Source organism: Desulfotomaculum sp. 1211_IL3151, assembly GCF_036763075.1.
Taxonomy (GTDB): domain Bacteria; phylum Bacillota; class Desulfotomaculia; order Desulfotomaculales; family Desulfotomaculaceae; genus Desulfotomaculum.
Genome location: NZ_JBAIYV010000050.1, coordinates 156,857 through 179,125, shown reverse-complemented (window position 1 = coordinate 179,125; position 22,269 = coordinate 156,857). Strand labels below are relative to the sequence as shown.

At 42.4% G+C, this 22,269-nt stretch carries 11 protein-coding genes; 7 read left to right on the top strand and 4 right to left on the bottom strand.

All coding sequences use genetic code 11. The annotated features are described in order from the left end of the window. Positions 1-71 precede the first annotated feature (71 nt). From V6C11_RS14215 to V6C11_RS14200, 4 genes are all read right to left on the bottom strand, one after another. Positions 72-2,780: a hypothetical protein gene (locus tag V6C11_RS14215; RefSeq protein ID WP_333531858.1), complete on the bottom strand. Its 2,709-nt coding sequence runs from the start codon at positions 2,778-2,780 to the stop codon at positions 72-74. A 279-nt stretch (positions 2,781-3,059) separates the two neighbouring features. Beyond that, positions 3,060-3,725: a class D sortase gene (locus V6C11_RS14210; RefSeq protein WP_333531857.1), complete on the bottom strand. Its 666-nt coding sequence runs from the start codon at positions 3,723-3,725 to the stop codon at positions 3,060-3,062. A gap of 66 nt (positions 3,726-3,791) precedes the next feature. After that, complete coding sequence (locus tag V6C11_RS14205) at positions 3,792-10,310, bottom strand: collagen binding domain-containing protein (RefSeq protein WP_333531856.1); 6,519 nt, start codon at positions 10,308-10,310, stop codon at positions 3,792-3,794. A 478-nt stretch (positions 10,311-10,788) separates the two neighbouring features. After that, positions 10,789-11,139: a hypothetical protein gene (locus V6C11_RS14200; RefSeq protein WP_333531855.1), complete on the bottom strand. Its 351-nt coding sequence runs from the start codon at positions 11,137-11,139 to the stop codon at positions 10,789-10,791. Positions 11,140-11,710: 571 nt separating this feature from the next. Between V6C11_RS14200 and V6C11_RS14195 the strand changes: the two genes are divergently transcribed. The 7 genes from V6C11_RS14195 to V6C11_RS14165 all read left to right on the top strand — a co-directional run bounded on the left by V6C11_RS14195 (position 11,711) and on the right by V6C11_RS14165 (position 22,246). After that, on the top strand, positions 11,711-12,637 hold the full coding sequence (locus V6C11_RS14195; protein ID WP_333531854.1) for an SLAP domain-containing protein: 927 nt from the start codon (positions 11,711-11,713) through the stop codon (positions 12,635-12,637). 534 nt (positions 12,638-13,171) lie between these two features. Then, on the top strand, positions 13,172-15,379 hold the full coding sequence (locus V6C11_RS14190) for a copper amine oxidase N-terminal domain-containing protein (protein WP_333531853.1): 2,208 nt from the start codon (positions 13,172-13,174) through the stop codon (positions 15,377-15,379). 139 nt (positions 15,380-15,518) lie between these two features. Further along, positions 15,519-16,595 carry a copper amine oxidase N-terminal domain-containing protein gene (locus tag V6C11_RS14185; RefSeq protein WP_333531852.1) on the top strand — a complete coding sequence of 359 codons (1,077 nt, stop codon included), beginning with the start codon at positions 15,519-15,521 and terminating at the stop codon, positions 16,593-16,595. A 47-nt stretch (positions 16,596-16,642) separates the two neighbouring features. Beyond that, on the top strand, positions 16,643-17,374 hold the full coding sequence (locus V6C11_RS14180) for a WecB/TagA/CpsF family glycosyltransferase (protein ID WP_333531851.1): 732 nt from the start codon (positions 16,643-16,645) through the stop codon (positions 17,372-17,374). Positions 17,375-17,672: 298 nt separating this feature from the next. Then, positions 17,673-18,947, top strand: a complete 1,275-nt coding sequence (locus V6C11_RS14175; RefSeq protein WP_333531850.1) for an LCP family protein — start codon at positions 17,673-17,675, stop codon at positions 18,945-18,947. A 132-nt stretch (positions 18,948-19,079) separates the two neighbouring features. Next, positions 19,080-20,150 (top strand): acyltransferase, encoded by a 1,071-nt coding sequence (locus V6C11_RS14170; RefSeq protein WP_333531849.1) that lies wholly within the window; start codon positions 19,080-19,082, stop codon positions 20,148-20,150. A gap of 86 nt (positions 20,151-20,236) precedes the next feature. Next, a complete protein-coding gene (locus tag V6C11_RS14165; protein ID WP_333531848.1) occupies positions 20,237-22,246 on the top strand; it encodes an FAD-dependent oxidoreductase in 2,010 nt (669 codons plus the stop codon). Positions 22,247-22,269: the final 23 nt, after the last annotated feature.

The following is a 22,269-nucleotide window of genomic DNA, read 5'->3' as shown; positions in this document are numbered from 1 at the left end:
CTGAGGGGGAGGTTGACCGAATGAGAAACCTTCCCTCGAGCAGAATTCATTGAGTAACGTTTCGTACTTTTTTATTCGCCAGTAACAGTGGTCGCAGTATTAGCTAATGTTGCAGCACCATCAACACTAACGTTGCCAGCTACATCTTTGAGTAAACCGTTAGATGTAGTTACCCCAATATTGGCAAGTGTAGTTTCTTTCTCAAGCTCAGTCTTGTCATCTGTACTTAAAGTAATAGTAATTTCTGTTGCACTTGTAACTGTACCTGTTGAGGTAGTCAATGCAAAATTATTTGCACCAGTAAAAGGTGTTCCTGTAGTTGTTGTGAACTTAACCTTTGTAACATCAACTAAATCCCCTACAACAGATGCGCCTGTTGTAGTTAGCTTCAATATACCCGTTGTCGGATCGTAAGCGGCTGCAGTGGGTGTTCCTGCAACAGGGAGAATACCATCAACCATCGTAACAGTAATAAACGCGGTCTTATCGCCAGATGCTGCAATGATACGGAACTTAGCATTGTTAGCAGTGAATGTAGATGCTTTGTCGCCGCTTGTATCTGCTATAGCGATTTTTCCGTTAGACTCATCGAATGTTACGGTATCAAGATTTAATTTAGCAGCATCCGCACCACTCACTGCGAATAATGAAGCAGTGGTTCCAGCTGAGTCATCACTTAAAACATATCCACCGAATTGGTCTTTGGCCCAAATATAGGCCACTCCGTCGGTTGCTCCGCCATCTAGACTAACCTTTGTATATCCAGCAAGATTATTAATTGTTAATTCAGTCACGGCCGTAGCAGTCTGGGTTCCAGGAGCTGCACTCTTGAACTCAACTGATTGAGCAACCGCGGCATCTTTAGAAATTGTAATATCTTGCGATACTAGCTTTACAGTATCCTCTGCACTCACTGTAAATGTAATCTTAGCTTTCAGATCAGCAGAGCCACCACTACTTGCTGCAAAATCGCTTACATCAAAGTCAGTTTTAGTTACTACGTAAAATTTGCCATTGTATTCAAACCACTCTAGCGCACCTGCAGCTGCACTGCCATCGGCTTTAACAGCCTGTGTTAAGCTCACATTAGCTACCGCCGAAACGGGTACTAATGAAACATTGCCACTAGCGTCCTTAGCTTGTAATGCTACTTCTTCTGCATAACCTGATTCTACAGCAGCCTTTTTAGCACTAGCCCCTGAAGCATTGTTTATCGTTTTAACTCCATCTACTCCTGTATTATAAACAGGTGCAATTGCAGGTATTTCGTAGGTCACTTTTGTAGAATCGTTTGCACCCACTGTGATTGTATAAGCTTTCTCAGCTATAGCAACGCCGTCTTTCTTAAGTTGAGCTTTAAAAGTGACTGTGCCAGCCTTCAAGGCTTTAACATCTACAGAGGCTGCATTTATTGCGTCTTTACCTGATTCATCGGAGGTTATGGAAAGCACAGTGTTATCACTTGTGGTATATTCAACTGTGTACGTTCCAACTGCTCCAAGTACAGTACCGTATTGATCCTTAACGTCATATGATAATGTTTGTGTTGCGCCTGCTAATAGACTAGTTGAAACTGTTGTATCTTTCTTAGTATCAATTGATGTAGGTAGGGCGGCATCATTAGCGGTTACAGTAAATGTAGCTTTTTGTCCAGTAGCCTTAACCAGTACTGTAACTACGGCACTTTGGCCTTTGGTTGTTCCTGGAGCAGGCGTGACCTTAACTTTACCATAGTCATTTCCTACTGACCCTTCAAACACCGCAGCTGCAACGGAAGAGTTATCTACAGACATTTCATAGTCCGCTATTTTTAGGTCTTTGACTGCAATTTGTGTGTCGTATTTGTCTGCAACGGTCATTGCAACATAAAATGGTGTTGTTGATCCAGCTGCAAATTCCACAGTTGTTTTTTCTAGGGTTACAGCGTAGGGTTCGCCAGCATTTTCATTAACTACGATCTCAATAGATGATGTTTTGCCAGTTGCTGTAGATAGAGCTGTTAAAGTAACTGTGCCTGCTTTACCAAACTTGGCAATTTTCATCTTATTGTTACCATCGACAGTTACATCGGCAGGATTCAAAACTGCTGCATCGGAAGAAATTATTTTTACTAAATTACTGTTGGTTGTTCCAACATTTCCTGCAACTAATTTTTGGTCTTCCCCTAAAGTATTCTTCGCAGTATATTTTACTTCAACATCAGTTGTTCCTTTTGGGGTGAACATGGTTTTGCCAGTTGGCAGTACAGCTTCTGTTAAAGTTACCTCGCCGACTGTAGCTGCTGCAACTACTGTTATATTTTTAGTTGTGCTAACGGTTTTGTAAAGAACATTTATTCTTACTTCGTCTTTTGCATCTGCGACACTGGCATCTAATTCATATTTACCGGCTACTTGAGAAATAGCAGTACCTTTAGTGTTGTTATAGGCTGTAATTGTAAGGTTAGTATCATTTGCCGCAACGGTTGCGTTCTTACCATACTGGTTAATGAAGTTAATGGTTATTGGAGCTGTTCCACTCTTTTGCAATTGCTCGGTAGCTATTTCAATTGATTCGATCTTTTCCTCAGCTACAGTAGCTGTACCGATGTTTTTACCTTCGGCAGTTTCTACACCAGTTACTGTTACAGTATAGTCAGCTGCGGGAAAGTTGCCTACTGAACGCTTTAGCGATGCTTCAGTTTTCGCATCATTCCAAGTTACTGTTACATCCTCTGTTACAGTCCCTCTTTTTACTGCAAATACGGCCTTAGTTGTGTCTACTGCATTGTTAAAAACCACTTTCAACTCATTAACGTTAATAGCACTTACCGAAACAAATGGGATTTAATGTATTTTAAATAAAGTATTTTGTTTTTCTATATTGCCCCCTGTGTTAGGATAGTTGTCATAGCCCTCTAAATATTTATTTAAGCAACAGTGCGAGGAGGAAAAACTATGAGAAGATACAGTGAGGAATTCAAGTACTCCATTATCAAAAGAATGATGCCACCTAACAATGAATCGATTAAATTGATCTCTAGGGAAACACCCCCTGTGTCCTGCACGCTACACTCTTCTTTACTCCCTTAGGATGCCTTTAATGATCAGCCGATGGGTTGGATTTATCATGGGGTGACAGGTAATGAGGGTTATTTCTTTGCGATCCTTATTGCTGTTAAGAACGTGGATTTCGGTGGGGTCAACATATAATTTTTGGGTTACGGTGTATGTGTGGGTATTTTTTCCATCGGTTACTTCCAGCTGATCCTCTACATTTACTTCGTCTAACCGATTGAAATTTCTGCCGTAGGTGTGGCTTCTATGGCCGGCTATGGCATAATTGCCCGGCTCGCCCATTTTCCCGGTATTTTCCACATGAGCTATTGATATATCCAGGTTCCTTGCGGTCGCACTTTTTAGGATGGGCAATTCAAGGGCGATTCGCTCAATCTTTAACATTCCTTCCATATGGTTTCGTAGATAGTCTTGCCTGGCTTTTTCTTGCGGAGTGAGGGGTTCTTCTGGCGGGTTGTTTTCTTCACTATCTGGATCAAGAATTGGGGAGAGCGGAGGAGCAGCTTTCTCAACAGGGCTATCTCCTTGGTCTACAGGGGCAAGGACTGCCTGCCATTGGCTGATCAATTTTTTTTGCAGATAGATGCTGCACATTTCCGATGCCTTGGGATAGGTCAGCAGGGCAATACCTGCCGCTATTAAGATCATGGAGATTATTTTTTTCGACATTTTCCATTTCCCCGCTTATAAAATTTTGTAAAAAGAGGCAGAGTATTCGCTCTGCCTCTTAACCGTCTATGATGTTCTTCTTTTCCCCAGATAAAGTCCTAAGGCAATGAACAGCATACCGAGAAGGTAAAATCCTAAATTAGTGTTTTCGCCGGTTTTCGGCAAGGCTGCTTTTCCTACCATTGGGGTTTCCGCTGTACCTTGATGATTCCCTGTTTCCAGTGTTTTTGCTTCCTGTTGAGCCGATGGATCGGCAGGTGTTTCCGGATTTACAGGCTCTTGGGGCTTTTGCGGTTCTGTTGGTTTTTCAGGGACTTCCGGTGCTGCTAATTCCGGGGTGACCGGTGGTTGGTCGGGCTTGGTCGGAGCTAGCGTAATGCCGCCGCCTCCCCCGCTGCTACCGCCACTACTGCCACCGCCGCCGCTGCTACCCTCATTGCCGTTGGAATCAAGGGGTTGCATGGCGAAGTCATGCTTGACTACATCAAAGTCTACGTAAATCGTCGGGCTTGTATAAGGAGTATAACCTGTTTTGGTACCTTTGATATAGTAATCTGCTTCAGGGAAGACCATCCAGGCATAGTTGCCATGGTCTTTTACACTTGGGTGATTATTAAATACGGTTGTGGGGGTACTCCACTGGGGATTTTCATTATCATTGGGTGCAAAGCCCGGCAGTGCGGGTAGGACAACCTTAGTGTGGGGTGTTCTGCCCTTGGCTCTATTCCTGGCGGTATCTGCGTAAAACAGTTCGACATGCACATCTCCCAGTACCTCCCCGGTCTTTCCATCGGTGATGGTGCCATAGGGGTCGATTAGCTCCTGATGGATGCTGATCTCCCCGTCAGTATCAAGCTGAACGACTATTTTACCTGCTACCAGCTCTTGACCCTCAGCCTCTATGGTCATGACAAATTCATAGGTCTGGCCTTTTGATAAGCCCTCAATAGTAAATACCCCTGTATTCGGGTCTACTACCGCATTGATGCCGGTGCTGCCATTCCCGTTTACCTGCCTGATGGTAATTTTATCTCCGGTTTCCTTGCAAGCAATCTTATCATTGCCTTCCTTATCCTTGGTGATAATTATACCTGTAAAGGTTTCTTTAGCCGGGAATTCTTCATCTTCCTTATCTGCAGAAACCTCACCGGCTTGAGCCTTTTGCTTAAAACTAACCTCTACTTTTTCACCGTTAAGGTAGATCGGTTTAATAATTTCAACATCGTATACCATATCCCCTTTAGGAATGGCAATTTTGTATTTGCCATCGGGCCCGGTAATTTGTTCGGCGTAGAAGTCTACGATGCCGTCACCATCGAAATCCTTAGTTACAATAACCTTAGCACCATCTATGGGCTTACCGGTAGTATTATCAATTACTACTCCTATTATAGAAGCCGGTTCAAAGGTAACGTAAATGGTATCAGTAGCGTAAAGATCCTTTTCCGGGTCTTCAACTGTAGCATTTACTGGAACTACTTTGGACTCTATGCCTTCGATTTTTTCGGAGCGGTAAAGGATGTGGGCTTCACCATTGGCATTAGTTAAACCAGTGTTCTTACCACTTTCCGGGTTACCAGGGTCTCCAAGGAAGGTTCCCATAGGTGCATCGAAAAATACTTCCACACCCGCTACAGGATTACCATTTTCATCTGTTACCTTAGCAGTTAAAACAGTTTCGGATTTGCCGTCCCCAACAATGGTAGAAGGATTAGCCTTGAGGTCGATGGCATATTCCTTTTCCTTTCCATTATAGGTGTTGGTGATGATTAATCCATCCTTCGAGATTGCTTTAACATAGTTTGCCGGAACCGCTAGCTCATCTACGGTATAGGTATAGTCCTTGCCTGTGTTATCATTTTTATCTACATCGTTCCAGGTATAGCTTAGTTGGCCATCTGTCAGTTCTACCGGATCCCCATGCTCTATTCCGTTTCTATAGAGCTGAAGTTGGATAGTTGGCTTGCTGCTTGGTCCCCCTTCCCAAATCTTACCTCCGGTAATGGCTGTTTTTGGTGAACCACCACCGACAGGTGGACTGTAGTAGGTGTTGGTAATAGTAAGTCCGTCTTCTGAGATGGATTTGCTGTGATTAGCAGGGACTTTAACTTCATCAATGCGGTATTGGTAAGGTGTTCTGCCGTGATCTGTTTTATCTAAGTTGATCCAGGTATGAGTTGTTGTCCCGTTAGTTAGTGTAACTGGGTCTTCAAGGGCTTCGTTGTTTCTGTAAAGTTGAAGTTGAATATCCGGTTTTACTTCCGGCCCACCCTTCCAGACCTTGGTTCCTGTAATCTCGATCTTGTCTGATACATAGGTGTAGGTGTTGGTAATTTCAAACCCGCCTTCTACCAGAGCAACATCCTTCGTATAATGTTCAAGATCTTCCTTTTCATCTACCCTATAATTATAATCTTTACCTTGATTATCTGTCTTATCTACATTCCAGGTATGGCTCCAGGGTTCACCCGTTAATTCAACCTCGTTTATTACATCCTCGTTTCTATACAATTGAAGGGTTATGGCAGGTTTGTCATCCGGGCTATCTATCCATTTCTTGGTTCCTGTGATACTTATCTTGGTTTTTTGGTTTTTTACTTCAACTTTTATAACATTTTCGGCCTTATTTTGGAATTGTTTGTTTACATTAACAGTTACTTTTTCAGCCAATTTTTCAAAACCTTTGGGAGCCGTGACTTCTTCTAATTGGTATTCTCTTAAGGGGAGATTAGTTATTTCTATTACTCCGTTATTCGTTGTAAATAGTTCTCCCTGGTTAAAGGGAACTTGTTCTCCATTAAGGTTATACCATAGTTTGAACTGTGCTTTGATTGGATTGGCAGTTATTATACTTCCGTCTGGATCTGCTTTTTCGATACGGATTTTGCCTTTATTAGCGATAACTCCACCTGTAGAACCGAATTTCTCAGAGGAAAAAGTTTTGCCTGAAGTCTTTCCTCCCGTTACATGGCTGCCTGTAATTTTAGCAGTATTACTGACAGTTCCGCTTATAGCTGTAACTATAGTTTGGTATCTGATAATATACTTATGGCTGATGGGGCCCTTAAAGGTGATGGTTAGTGTAGTTCCATCATTGTGATTGCCGGTGACGTCGCTTTCATACTCCCCACTAGCATCAACCTCACTGCCGCCCTCAATCCTATAAATCTCTAAACTCCCGGATTTGAAGGCCATTCCTTTAGCAATGGTATCTGTAACCACCACATTTGCCATATTAGTTGATAAGCTATCGTTGATTGCTATTTCCCAATTAACCTCATCATCTGTATAAACTTTTGTGCCAGTTACTAAAGCTTTTTTATCCACAAATGATTGATGCTCATTGTAGCTAACTGAGCCTTGGTAAGGATAGTCGGTGCCAGCAACCTTGACAGTGGCATGGTTGCTATAGGTTCCTTGGGATTTATCCGGGACGGTTGTGTGGTAGATGATTACATACCTTTTTTTATCCACAGTTCCTGAGAAGCTTATATTTAATGTTTTGTCATCATCGCTCAGAGTCTTGTCATAAAGGATTGGTGCAGTATCTCCGTCTATAGTTGCCCCTGATGACGAGTTTACGGTGTATTCCTTGATTTTCACACTATCTAAAACGATTGTTCCGTCATAACCCAAGGTATCTGTAACTGTAACACCGTTTCCTAAATCCTGAGCTAAATAGTTGATATAAATCTTCCACTCAATAAGCCGTTCTTTCCCGCTTACCCAACCAGCGTTAATCGCCCCACTGTTGTCTTTATATACCCGGCTACCTTCTTTTTTACCGCTGTTCCAGGAGGGTGAATCGGTATTTTCATTAGTTAAAGCTGTAGCATTTAGTAGTTTGTTTATACTTTTTGCACTTTTAGTTTGACCTGTGATTGCTGCTTGGTTTTTGTATTCTTTGGTATCCCCTGTGCCGGTATATGGGATAAGCACATTTTCATCCACTACCTCTTGGGGATCGTAGGAAGTTTGATAGGTGATGGTTATTTTCTGCCCACTTAGCAGCGGATTTTCGCTAGTGCCAGGAGTAAATGCTACGGTAAAACCATTTTGGTAACCGGTATTCTCACCAACAGTATTTGGGGCAAGGGTATAATCGGTTATTGGGGTCATTATAGTAGTACTACCTTTTTTAATCTCCAAGGAATCCGGTAAAAATATCAACCCGTTATGGGGGAAGGTGTCAACTATATGCAATTCTGTAATCGGCTCCTTAATAGGGTCGATTTCCATTTTCCAAGAGATAGTCTTTTCAGCGTAGTCTACACCGGTGGAAATTTTGTTATAGCTATTATCAGCAGGTTTTAGCTCTTTACCAACCTTATGTTCTAGCGTACCACTGCCTGGGCCTGTGCCCGGGTTGTCATAAGTCAGCCAGGCTTCATTCTTGAAGTTTTTACCTTCTGCAAAGTCAGCCGCAGTTAATTTTGTTGTATAGTTAATCTCATATTCTTCTGTTATATTACCTAAGGTAATGGTTACTTTCCTATCTCCATCCATATCTGATACGGTAGGCTTAGCATCATCTGTTAGGGTTACCCAGCTCCCATTTTTTGCTCTCTTTTTAATAGTAACATTATCTTTATTAAAGAGCAGATCCGCCGGAATTTTATCATGTAATGTTGCGTTGGCAATGCTATGATAGGCCTCATTAACTTTGATAGTCCAGCTAAGAGTATCCCCATAGTTACTAGGATTAGAACCCTCCTTAGCTAATAAGTTTTTCCTAGTAACATCTACCTTGTATGAAACCGGGTCTCCTATTTGACTCGCACCATTCGATAAAGTTGCCTGGTTGGTAAAAGAACTTGTCTGCCGATAAACTCCCTCATTTACTTTTGTATAGTCGATGGTTGTGGTATAGACTATTTTGTAAGTATCACCATTTCCTATGCTAGGCAGTGTTATTGCAAACGGAGAGTCGGCAACACCTGCTGAGCCGGTAACATCAACATCATTCTTAAATACCTTAATTTGTTTAGTTCCCGCCACTTCTTTTATTGCTAATCCATCTGGCAAAGTATCTTTTACTATGGGAGTAGCTATGCTGGCACTTTTGCCCTCGTTTACGGTTATGGTCCATTCTATTTCATCATTATTATTACCCACTTTTTTGCCGGATTTCACTATGGGAGGGGTGTACGTTAGAGCAGTTACCGTTTCTATTGCGGTTATTGGTTCATCTTCACCTTTAGTTAGCTTAGCAGTATTCGTAAAACTTTCTATACCAATACCATCTATGGCAGTGGTATATGTTACCCGATAACCGTTGTAGGGTTCCATCTTAGGTAGGTTAACTTCAAAGCCTTCGCCTTTAGATGGGTTCGTAATATGAGTAGAACTTCCATTTAGACTTAGATTTGCGGTACCATTAAGCCCCATAATTAAGGGTGTTATATAAAAGCTATCAGTTTTTAAGGATAAGCCCGTAGGTATGGTATCTTCGGATAAAACCGCGCCTTCTAATGATGTGTTCCCAGTATTAAGCACATCAATAGTCCAGGTAATATTTTTAGCATCCTTTTTAGCATCTGTGCCTGTACCATCCGGAATCCCTACTTTGGTAATGGCCTTTGCGGCAGTGGTATCAGGTTTAACGGTTAGTTTAAATTCTTTATTAAGGGAATCGCTGAATTCAATCCTTTGGGTAATACCCTCTTCAAATTGATTCATATTTAATTTAAAGCCAAATTCGACAAAGGCATCTTCAAGAGCGTCAGGATCAATGCCTTCTAATCCTTCATCAAAGGTAAACTTTAAATAACCGCTGGATATAGTCCATGTTCCTACCTTGGTTTCGTTATCACTTAATAATATAGGGCTATCAGGAAAGCTTCCGGCGGTATCAAAGATATCCGGGATTTCGATTGATGCTGTATCTCCCGGTTGGGCCGGAGGATTTAAACCCTTAATACTCCAATTGTATCTCATGGTGACTGTAGTATCGGCAGTTAATTCAACTGGCGTATTTTCCTCAATTTCATTACTGCCAACCCATAAGCCTACAAACGTAAAGATATTCCCTAAATCCCTACCGCCCCCTTCCCCAAACAGGCTCATAATCATTCCTGCCAGGTTAGGTGCTGCTTTTTCATCCACTATTTCGGGAAGTTCTTCGGCTAATGGTTCTTCATCCTTTAATTCAGGGGGTTCTTCGGTTGCTGGATCTTCAACTACAGGCTCTTGCTCGGTTTTAGCCGTTTCGTCTTCAGAACCATCACCTGCCGGGGTATCTTCTTCCTTACCTTCGATGTCGTTCCCGTTAGGGTCTTCTGTGTTACTGTCCTCGGTGCTGCTGTCTTCAGTGTCCTTGGCATCCCCGTCCTCGGAGGCAGCATCGTCTTCGGAGGTGTTGTCAGTTTCAGATGTATCATCACTTTCTGAAACCACATCACCTTCGGAAGTGTCCGCCTCCCCGGCTTCGGTGCTAAAGCCCAGTTCTCCGCCAATGTTTCCCATCTCCTCGTTGGCATAGACCAAGGGCATACCGGTGGCTAAAGTAATTTGCAGCAAAAAAGTCACCAACACAAACAAGCAAATAAAATATTTGCTTTTGCTTTTACGATATAGGAAATTCATGTTCAACCACCTTTCATAAAAATACGCTCCTTTCGTTTTAGATGATAAAACACAACCCCTTTCTATTCTATTTTATTTTAAATAGCTACTGGTAAACCATTAAATGGCAGAGAGGTGCTAACCAGATGTATAGTTTCCCAGTGCTATCTACAGTAGCATTTTTTGCATCAAAAAGTAATTACGAAAGGCTAACAATTTCCTTTTAAATTCAGACACAGGGACGGGCTATAAGGGACCATTAAGTCGCGTTTTCCCTCAAGTAATTCTCTTTTAGATGGTTTCGGGACTTTTTATAAATTTTCTTCATTTAATGTGTATATTTTCGGGGCCTTAGCAGAGAAGAACGAAATAAATTGGAGTAAGGTTAATCGTGGTTCCATCGGCAGATACCGCAAGCTTAATTGCATCTGAAGATGTTACAGATGCTGTTTGCCCAGACCGATCATTATTGGTTATATCGGTGTCATTCTCGTTAACTTTAGACTTTATCGCCGTCGTTTACCCTGGCAATTATAGGAACTAAGACAGGCGCAGTGTCACCAACAACCACAACGGAGGCTGCAACAGCCGTGTTGTAAACGAATACAGAAGCATCTGCCGAGGCCCGATCAGTGGCATTTACTACCGTAACAACGTATTCCTTGGTAATATTAACAGTAGCAGATTCAGAAGTGACAGTAGCAACTACGGTTATTGCTTGACTAGCCGTAGGTAGGTTTGCTTTTGTTCTAATTGTGCCGTCTGTGTTGAATACAGAAACGCTATCGATAAAGCTAACAGCCAGATCGTTAGGCAACTTATTCTGTTGGCAGCACATTTCCCTCAGCATCTTTATATTCCAGAGTCAGCTCGAATTTATCTACATCGATACGGGATCAGGGAGATAACTACCTTGAAATGTTAATCAAGTTTTTTATAAATGAGACCTAAAAAAGTAATATGATTCGTATTTTATATAAAAGGGTATCTTATTGGAATACGTTAAAATAAATCACAATAAAATAAAACAAATATCGACAAATATCGACAATTAATATATAATTAGGATGTCCCATTCAAATAGGGTACAAGGCATATTACCTTTACCCTATTCCTCCGAGGTTGGTCAGGCTTTAAAGGAAATTAATAGGCATATATGGTGCTATTAAAGATTATGAGAAATGGAGCCCAGTATGTATGCTTCGTGCCTAAGCCGGCGATATCTCATTGCTATCAGTGTCTATGTATACCTTTAAAAATCTGAACTAAAGCCTGACCACTTTATTTTCCCTACTTTATTTTGATGTACCTCATGGAATATACCATGGGGTATTTTTTATTCTTAAGCTAGTTGCCGATAATTTTGATATAATAAGTATTAAAGTGTAAAAAAGATAATCTTGTATATCAGGAGGAATTTTATGTTTGAGGTATTTAAAAATTTTTTTGAAAAAAAACAAAGCACTGCCGGTGACGTATTAATGCATGACCCCGTCTTTATAGATAAAGATAATAATGTAGAAGATAGGCCCTTTGCTAAAATAAAGTTGTCCTTACCTTTGGAAGTGGAAAATAAAATGTCTAATTCGGAGAAGAAATTCTTAAAAAAAGAAGTGGCAGAGCTTCCTAAGATTAAAGTTGGAGATGTTTCTGTGGTTGGTGTTTATATCGTAGAAGCAGAACAAAATTTCGATGTAGGTGTCTATTTTCAAAACGGGCTAAATAGACCTGTTAAGTTTGATATACTGGCGTTGATTATTATGAATTTGGAGAATAAGGTTCTGGGACGTCAGTTATTCAATTTGAAAGACCTTGGTGTAATTCCCTCCTTTAGTGCAAGGCCGACACAACTGTTTTTTGATAAGTCTAACCTTTACGTGGACGAGATTTCCAACGAAAATTGGAAGATTGCCTTTGATTTAATGCCGAAAGATATTAATCATGTGGACGTTGTATTAGATGATAGTATTGCTGGCCTATTGCCAGAATCCTTTTCGGAGGCTTTTACGGATCTCGTTAAGCGCAGGGTGGCAAAATTACCTTCAATGAAACCCAATGCACTGGATATATCCCTTTTTTCCACTAAGATGGTAGGGGACGAACAGATTCTTGTTTCAGTTATTGTTCGCAACAGTTACGGCCGTTCTGTAAAATTGGAAAAACTGCCCCTAACACTAATTGATGCTGCAGGCAATGATATTGCTTCAGGAATTTTTTATCCAAAGGAATTTATTGTCAAGCCATTAACTGTAAATTTATTTACTTTTCGCTATAGGCAAGAGCATATTATTAAAAAGGGTATGGATATAAGCAACTGTGCAATTAAGCTTTCTGGGCCAATTGTATAAAGCATCCTAAAGGGTGCTTTATTTTTCTATATAAATATTTTTACCTGTTGGATCCCAGATAACTTTACAATTTAAAGCTTCTGCCAAAGCTCAAAGGGGTATAAACACTTGGTTATCTTTAACAACAGGGACCGTATCCATACTCTTTTGTTTGGATATTCACTATGTAATCCTTTATACCAATGGTCATAATGACTTCACGCTGATTAAGTGTTACAATAATTTGTTTGAATTGATCATTTCAACACAACGTCTGCACCTAATGCCTCTGCTATCGATCTAAATGGTACAGTTTGCAGTTATTAGTATCCACATACGAGCATACATCTGAGTTAATTTCTGTAGTTAAATATATTGTGCCGGGGTTGTTGTCAGAGGCAGAGGGGTTTGTATAGGTAGCCAATAGATGGAATTTAAATAAAATAATACATTTTATGTCTTTTTTTGATATAATAAAATGAATTTCAAAAGAAATCTGACGACAAGGCAATGATACGGATTGCTTTGCGTTTAATAGAGATAAGGGGTTTATACATGCTCAGATATCTTAGGTGTTTCATGCTAATACTAATACTTTTTATAGATAGCAACGCATTTGCGGCTACAACTAATACCGTACTTAGTCAACCAACCATTAAACAAAATGGGCAGGATATTTCCCTTGGTACGTTAAGAATTGTTGAGCAGGATTTTACCAGCGGTTCTATCAAGGACGGTGATTTAATCAGCATTTTTCTGCCTGCCGGAGTTACCTTTATGAATGTGCCAGACTTAGGTATAAATGAAAATTTTGCAGAAGCACCTGCTATGGTAAGCAATGTTTACAACTCTATTCAAGATGTTTCCATTGTTGCTGCCTCTAAAAACTTCATTACAGTTAAGGTAATCGGAGGTGGGCCGGGAACCAGGGGCTTTATTGATTTTAAGTTTGACGGTGAAAGCGCGGTAAGGGTTAACGGAGCCACTAGCAATGTGGTAATAGCCCTGGAGGCACCGGGAACCGGTGTAACGGAGGGTAGCTACAATGTGGCAAAGGTGGTAACTATGGCCACGGCAATTCAAGTTAAGGCATTAAACACCGAGACTGTGGCAGAGGATGACAATCAATTGCTCGGTACAGTTAAGCTCTATGGTACGTTTTTTGACGAGAGTTGCATTACTCTAGTACTACCAGTGGGCTATACCTGGAGAGAAGTTGGCAAAGATACAGAGAAATATACTACCATTAGTTATGTCGGTGTAAGCAAGGATAGGGAAGAAGAAGTAACGAGAAACAACCAGGGAAACAGTGTATTAAAAATCTATCTAAGAAATGATAACGATATACCTGGTTTTATTACGGTGGTTCCCAGGGTGAATGTAGAAAGCTATGCCAACGTAAAAGAGATTAATGTAATGGTACAAAGTATGCATGGAAATGACCAGCAGGTACTGGTGGGAAATTTGATGGATTATGAGACCACTGTGCAGGCAGCAGAAAGCAAGGATATTACCATTGGTCGCATTGATGAAAGAATTAGTCCCATATCTATTCAAGAAGGACTGCCCAACAGTATCATTGGTGGAAGAACGATAACTGTATCATTACCCAAGGGTGTTCACTGGTTTAGTATTCCTAGGGTTTATTATGAAAACAGCATTGCAGATTTGCTTATTCAGCCCAATTCAACCAGTGATTCGGACAAGCGACAAGTCGAATTTATTTCAAATGATTTTGATAGGGATATTGCAGCTAAGATCAGTCTGAAAAATGGTTCAGTTTATGTTGAGTCAGATGTAACCCCCGGACCTCTGATAGCTACAATTTCTGGATCAGCGGGGGTGTCCGGTGAAGTGACATTGGGCAACTTGGTACAGCCCATTACTGTGGAAGCAACTGCGCTAGAAGTGACTCTGGGGGCTGAGGTATTGCTCGGGGACATAATTATTAAAGAAAATCGGCCGGGAGCAATCCTTGGCTACCCTTCTTTGATAGAAGAAAAGGGCTATCATAACCTTGAATATAACCTGACGACTAAGCTTACAAAGGGGGAAATTGTTATTTTGTTGCCAAAGGGTGTTACTTTGGTGGATCACCCAGAGGTAGAACTGGTCAGCGGGCATCTTTCCCTGGAAAAGGATATAATATTAGAGAATGATAGGGTGATTATTCCTGTAGAAGGGGTTTCTTCCGAGGCCACAACTTTAAAAATTAAAAATATCAAAGGCCGTTTAATAAATAGTTTGCCCCAGGGAGATATTGTTTTTAAAATTGGCGGGTCTGCTATTGTACAAAGTGATACTAAAATACCGGACATCTATCAGGTGACAGTTGGTAAACTAATAGGTAAAGTTTTGGAAACCCATGATACAATTTTCCCGGTGGGTCAAAATTTTTACCTGTACAGCAACCTGGCCCAGGATATGGATGCCGTTACCTATGTAAAAGATGGCAGAACCTATGTGCCGGTTCGCTATCTTTGCTACGGGTTGGGAATTAGCCCTGCGGGAATAGAAACGGACGGTAAAAGCATCATCATAACGAAAGATACCGTTTCAGTAACTGTGGAAGAGGGTAACAATCAATTAAAGGTCAACGGTACGGATACACCCATGGATGTTGCACCGGAAATAATAAATGGCCGAGCCTATTTGCCTGCAAGATTTATGGCAGAGGCCTTTGGCTATGAAGTTCATTTTGATGATGTTGCCAAAATGGTTATTGTTAAAGATACAAACAAGCTAGAAAATATCACGATGTAATATTTTAGAGGGAGAGGCTTGGTTCTCTCCTTCTTTTTGAGTGTTTTTTCGCGAAGGCACCCGATAACAAACGATACAACTTAATCAACCGATGGGGTCAGGCCGGCCCTGGCCATATTAGCTGAGAGGAGGAATCTTTTTGAAAAGAATAACCTTGGGTATTTTTGTCCTTTTTACAATATCCTTACTTTTCGCAACATCAGCCTTAGCCTACTCTCATAACAGCATCTCAAACATAGTCAACGTCCAAAACAATGGCCAATATTTCTCCATTGGGGAGATCCGATTTAGTGAGGATCGCCAGTTTGATGATCATTTCCAAAACGGTGACGTATTTACCATAGCCCTTTCGTCTGGCATCTCATGGAATCCAGAAAGTGTGGTAGATGCTGCCTATGCAGATATAAGATTGGTTTCAGACCGAGTATTAGAGGTGACCATGAAGAATTGTGAGGATGGGGTTACAGATTCCATTATACTAAAGGGACTGCAAATAAAAGTAGATAGTAATTTTACAGGTGACATCAAGCTTGAGATAGACGGCAGGGATTCTGCCATCACCAGCTCAAAAAGTATTTCGGGGGCAGCCGCTCCCACCAAGCAATACTACAATGAGGCTGTAACTGTTTTAATGATTTTTGATGATTTCTCGGCTTTAATTGGCAGGGAAAATGGGGAACAGTATATTGTTGAAACGGAAGTTCCCCTGGGACTTTGGACATTACAAAGGAAGCCAGTGATTGTTCTGTCCCCCAGCTCATTCTTTGCGGGGCCAGGGGCCTATCTACAGGTGCCTAGTGGAAATCAAAGTCTTATAATTGATGTCATTCAATTAAATAGTAAAGCAACAAATACTGGGTATACTAATTCTGGTAAAATCAATATCTTTATTAACGGCGAGGAAGTCTCCTTTGATACTCAGCCCATCGTTGATGCCGGTATAACACTAGTTCCTCTAAGAGGTATCATGGAAAAGCTGGGGGCAGAGGTAACCTACTACGGTGCATCAGAAACCATCATGGTAACCAAGGGTACGCAGGAGATCTCTCTTAAAATTGGTGAGCTACAGGCTAAAGTTAACGATAAAATAGTAAATCTTCAATTACCTGCTCAGGTGGTGAACAAACGCACATTGGTCCCTTTAAGATTTATTTCCGAATCATTAGGGGCGACGGTGGATTATAATAAGCAGGAAGGTTTTATTTCTATCTATTAACGAGGGGTAATCTCGGTGCATGGGGAACGGATATCGGGAGGCGAAAAATGCGCATAAAGTTGCTGGGGGCACCTGTGGATGCATTAAATATGAAGGAAACCGTAAATCAAATAGAAGGGTTTCTGCAAAGGGATGGTAAATCCCACTTCATTATCACCCTCAACCCAGAATATCTCTACCGGGCCCAGTATAATGAAGAGCTAATGAAATTGGTACACGAGGCTGATTTAGTAACACCGGATGGTACCGGGATCGTCTGGGCGGCAAAAATGGCTGGCATGCCTGTGCCGGAACGGGTAACGGGCATAGATTTAATGCTGAGTCTGATACCAAAGGCAGCCAAGGCAGGCTGGCGGGTCTTTTTATTGGGAGCCGCGCCGGGTGTGGCGGAGGAAGCAGCCGCAAACTTAAAAAAACAGTATCCATCGCTGATCATAGCAGGCACCCATGACGGGTATTTTAAACCCCATGAGGAAGATAGTGTAGTTAAGGAGATTGCCGCAGCCAAACCCCAGCTGCTTTTTGTGGCCCTGGGTATGCCTAGACAGGAACAGTGGATTCATAAACATAAAAATAAGATGGGGGTTCCCGTAGTCATGGGTGTTGGCGGCAGTTTTGATGTCATAGCTGGCAAGGTGGAACGTGTAGCACCCTGGCTGCAGAAGATGAACTTGGAATGGCTGGGGCGTTTAATGAAGGAGCCCCAACGTTGGAAGCGGCAGCTTGTTCTGCCCAAGTTTGCCTGGTTGGTAATCATGAAATATAAGTTAAAAATATAACACCTTTTGTAAAATAGGTGTTATATTTTTGGTTTTATAACGTCTTAAATAATATGGAGATGTTTTTTGCCTTCAGTCTTGGCCATCGTCTTTGAGATTGAGCCGATGGCTGAGGTGTCTGGTACTGTCGAATGCCGCAAAAAGCGTCGAAGTATTCCCTGGTTTTAGGCTAAATTGTCTGGATTTGGCATTGAATGATTATGGTGAAGAATGGTACAATACTTCTGTGTGCCAGTTAGTAAATAAGCCTTGTACTTATGCTTTCGGATACTAAGAAAGAAGAGAAGGTGGCTAATGAATGGAACGTAGAAGAAAAAGAAAGGTAAGGGTTATTCCCTTGATCATTTTTTGCACCTTTTTTGCTCTGGTGGTAGGTACCGGTTATGTACTGGCGAACCAATTCCTTTTCAGTGGAGCAGGTCCGTCTTTATCAGCATTAACCCTAGGTGAAACAGAGGATGAGGATGTTTTAAAGAATCGTATGAATTTCCTGCTTTTGGGCGTCGATGCCCGGGAGGGGGAAACCAATACCCGTACAGACAGCTTAATCCTGGTCAGTGTAGATAAAGATAAAAACCGCATAGCCATGATTTCTCTGCCCAGGGATACCCGTGTAAAAATTCCTGGTCATGGTCAGGATAAGATTAACGCAGCCAATGTATTCGGTGGTCCGGAACTGGTTATGGAAACTGTTTCAAACCTAACCGGAGTGAAGATTGATCACTACTTAACCACCAATGTTCGGGGCTTTCGTGATATTGTAGATGCCCTGGGTGGAGTTACCATTGATGTAGAAAAACGGATGTATCACTACGATCCCTATGACGAACCGGACTTGCAAAAGATCGATTTGCAGCCAGGCCTGCAGGAACTGAATGGGGATAAAGCACTGCAGTATGTGCGCTTTCGCAGTGATGCCCTGGGGGATGTCAGCCGGACAGAGCGTCAGCAAAAATTTTTAAAAGCCCTGGCCCAGGAAATGATGCAGACCTCTACCATTACAAAACTGCCTAAGCTGGTTCCTACTATTAATAAATATCTTGATACGAACCTGGGCCTTGCCCAAATGGTGACTCTGGCCAAGGCAGCTAAAAATCTGAGTAGTGTCGAAATTGTTACCCAGACCATGCCTGGTAAGTTCTTGGATATGAATGGTGTTAGCTATTGGAGTGTTGACCCTAAGCAAGCCAAAATGGTTGCCGAATCACTCATTCAGGAAGGTAAACCCTATGATGTGGTGCTAGGCGAGGAGACAGTTAATACGCAGGTTAATACACAAACGATTGCCAAAGAAGAACCAAAACCCAAGACCAAGGCCAATGAATCGGTAAATCCTATTTTACCTACCAATGATGCTCAGGATTCTAGTAAAAAGGACAAAGAAACCCCTGTGACGGATACAGCCAATCAAGAAAAACCAAGTAAATCAACAAATCCTGAGAAAAAGGATAATAATGTTGAGATCATTGTGGATGACGGCAAAGGGTCTGGGGCGGCACAGCAAAATAACCCATCTACCGGGGATAATACCAATGACGAAGCCAGCAGCTGGCTTCCCTCCACAGAAATGTAACTTTCCGGATAAGCAGAACCAGGGAAAAATCCCTGGTTCTCTGATTATCCGGATGGTTCCGCCGCTCAGGCTGACATAGCAGAAGGCGCCTAATGCCTAAAATGGCTATTATTTTATAATTAGTGAGGCGAAATGAATAATAACAAGGGAAAGCTAAAAGAAATTCAAAGTACTCGGGGTATCGCTATTTTGGCGGTGGTACTCATACATATCACAAGTATACCACTGGAGGTATTGCCAGCGGGGGTCCCCAGCCATACTGTTTATACTGGTATTAACCGGGCCTTACAGTTTGCGGTACCTTTATTTTTAATGGTCAGTGCCCTCGTCTTAGCTTATGGCATAGGAACCGACGGGGCTATAAAATGGCGGGACTTTTACCGCAAACGCTGGATCCGGGTTGTTGTTCCCTTTATGGTCTGGACAACACTCTACCTTAGCTTACTTTTTATTACCGGCCATGTCGGCAAGGTACCCACGTTAAAGGAACTGCTTCTGTGGTATGGCTTTGGTAAAGGTTTCTATCATCTATACTTCCTGTCGGTGGTTATTCAATTTTATCTTGTATTTCCTTTTTTGCATGTTTTTTGGTACCGGTATCGACCCAGCTTAGTGAATACAATCATAATCCTTGCTACCCTGCAAGTAGCCTTTTATTGGATTAACAGAATGTACCTTTACCCCCATTTCCCTTATACAGCCTCCTTGCTCCCCAGTTATATCTTTCCCATTGGTGTTGGGCTATGGCTAGGTTATAATGTTTCCGCCTGGAATCATCTTTGGACAAGGTATCGGGTGCTTATTGGAATTTTTGCTATTCTTTCGGGAAGCTTTTATGTGCAGCAATATCTGGCTGTATTGGCGGGCCATAGGATCAATACCTTTTACTTTCAAATGGTTTGGCTGTTATATGCAACAACCATCGGCATATGTATTATTTTTCTTTCCAGGCTATTGCAGCAGGGTGCCTGTGGCAAATCAGCGATAATCGGAAAAATTGGTGAATTGTCCTTTGGAATTTATTTGGTACACCCATTTTTTCTGATGCTTTGGCAACGTGTGTTTTCCCCAGTTACAGCCAATGAAGTGCATTTGTTTACCTGCTTGGGCTTGGTAATCATTCTTACCCTGTCGGGCCTGGTAACCTATGGACTGGAAAGAACCATACTAGCAAAACCTCTTTATGGCATAATAAGAAGATAATTTTTGCCCTCCGCCCTCGCTTTGGGAGACTGAGGAAGGGTCGCGGCTGGATAAATGATTAAATGTATCGAAGAAAGGGTTTTTGAATGAAACGATTTAAAAAATGGCACGTGGGGTCCTTCGTGGCCGTGCTTATACTAATAGTAGTATTTGGCTTGTTAACGCTTAGCGGGAATAAGACACCAACAGAGGTTCCTCCCCTAAAATCCAGTACCATCAAAGGCTCCTATGATGTGGTTGTTGTTGGTGGGGACCCAGAAGGGGTTGCCGCGGCGATTGCTGCCGCCCGCAGCGGCAAACAAACGCTGTTGGTTGACACGCGGCCAGAACTGGGAGGCCTCATGACCCGGGGGTGGTTAAACAGCTTAGACATGAATTACGGCCCGGGCAAGGTGATTCTGAACAAGGGAATATTTCAAGAGTTTTTCAATCAAATTGAAGGGGATTCCTTTGATATAGCCACTGCCACCGCTGTGTTTCATCAAATGGTAAACCAGGAAAAAAACCTGGAGGTGTTAACCGAGGCCACTGCGGTGCTGCCTATTGTGGGGGGGCAGGTCATGCCCCTAATGGCACCTGGTCAATCCGTTTTAAATGATCAAGCATATTCACAAAATAACGGACTGATTCAGGTTGGGTTTGCAGATGAAAGGGCTAGCCAAAATGTCATTGAAGGCATTCAAGTGATGCTACAAGGTAAAAAGCAAAATATCACTGCTGGCCGGGTTATCGATGCCACCCAAGATGCAGATATAGCAGCCTCAGTGGGTGTGCCCTTTACCTATGGCCAAGAGGATTATGGCAGCGGGCAGCAGATTATGGCTGTTACACTGGTTTTTAAATTGGAGGGTATCAGCCAATGGGATTGGTATCGGATGATGCTGAATCTCAACTTCAAGCGTTTGGTGGCCACTGTTACAGGCAATACAGTGGAACACTATACCGGGGCGAATTTTCAGAGTGCCTGGGGTTTTGATGGCATTATGAAGGGCTATCAATCAAATATTCCGGAAGTGGCTATGCGGGGCCTGAATGTAGGCAGGCAGAGAGATAACTCTGTACTTATCAATGCTTTACAAATATTTGGTATTAACGGCTTAAACCTAGAGGACCGGCAAAGGGCCAGGAAGTTGGCAGAGCAGGAACTGCCCCATATCGTACAGTACATGAAGAAACACATACCTGGCTTTGGCGACATCGTGCTGGCGGAAACCGCACCGGAGTTGTATATTAGGGAAACCCGGCATATTCAGGGTCTCTACCGATTAACTGTAGAAGATGTATTGGAGAACAGAAGTTTTCCAGATCGCATTGCCTATGGGTCTTACCCCATTGACATTCAAGCCACAGACCCTCATTTCAAAGGGACGGTCATAGGTACATCTGCCGGTTATGCCATTCCCTTTAGCTGCCTGGTGCCTCAGGGGACAGAAAATTTACTGGTGGTAGGTCGAGCAGCCAGCTTTGATTCCCTGGCCCACGGTAGTGCCAGGGTGATTCCTGTTGGCATGGCCACTGGTCAGGCAGCCGGGGTTGCCGCAGCCCTTAGCTTGGATGAAGATATGTCCTTTAAGAAGCTGGCAGCAGATCAGCACCAGATTAAAAGGTTACAACAGCATCTTGAGGAACAGGGTGTCGATTTAAAGGAATTAAACATTGCGCCATCGCCGGAAACCCAGCACTGGGCCTATGAAGCTCTGAAATTTATGCGCCATTACGGAATAGCTGCCGGAGGCTATAACAATAACTACCGCCTGGATGAAGAAATGTCCGAGGCACACTTTATAAATGGCCTAAACGTACTGCAGCGGGCAGGCGTCAAAATTGAGAAAAAACCGAAACTTTCTACCGAGGGCAATGCCCTGACCCTGGAAGATGTGGCCTATTATTTTTCACAATATCAAGGGCTGCAAATGAATAAAAAACAAGCCTATGCCCACTACACGCAGCAAAATTTCTGGAATCCGCTCATTCTAGAAAAGGTACAGCAAAATGAAGGGGTTGTGACAGTGGGTGTCGGCTATACGTTAATAAAGGATTTTACAGGGTGGTTTAAGGAAGAGGCTGGGAGAGATTCGGGGCCCCTTACGATGTAGTTCCCCGCCGCCAGCGGCACCAG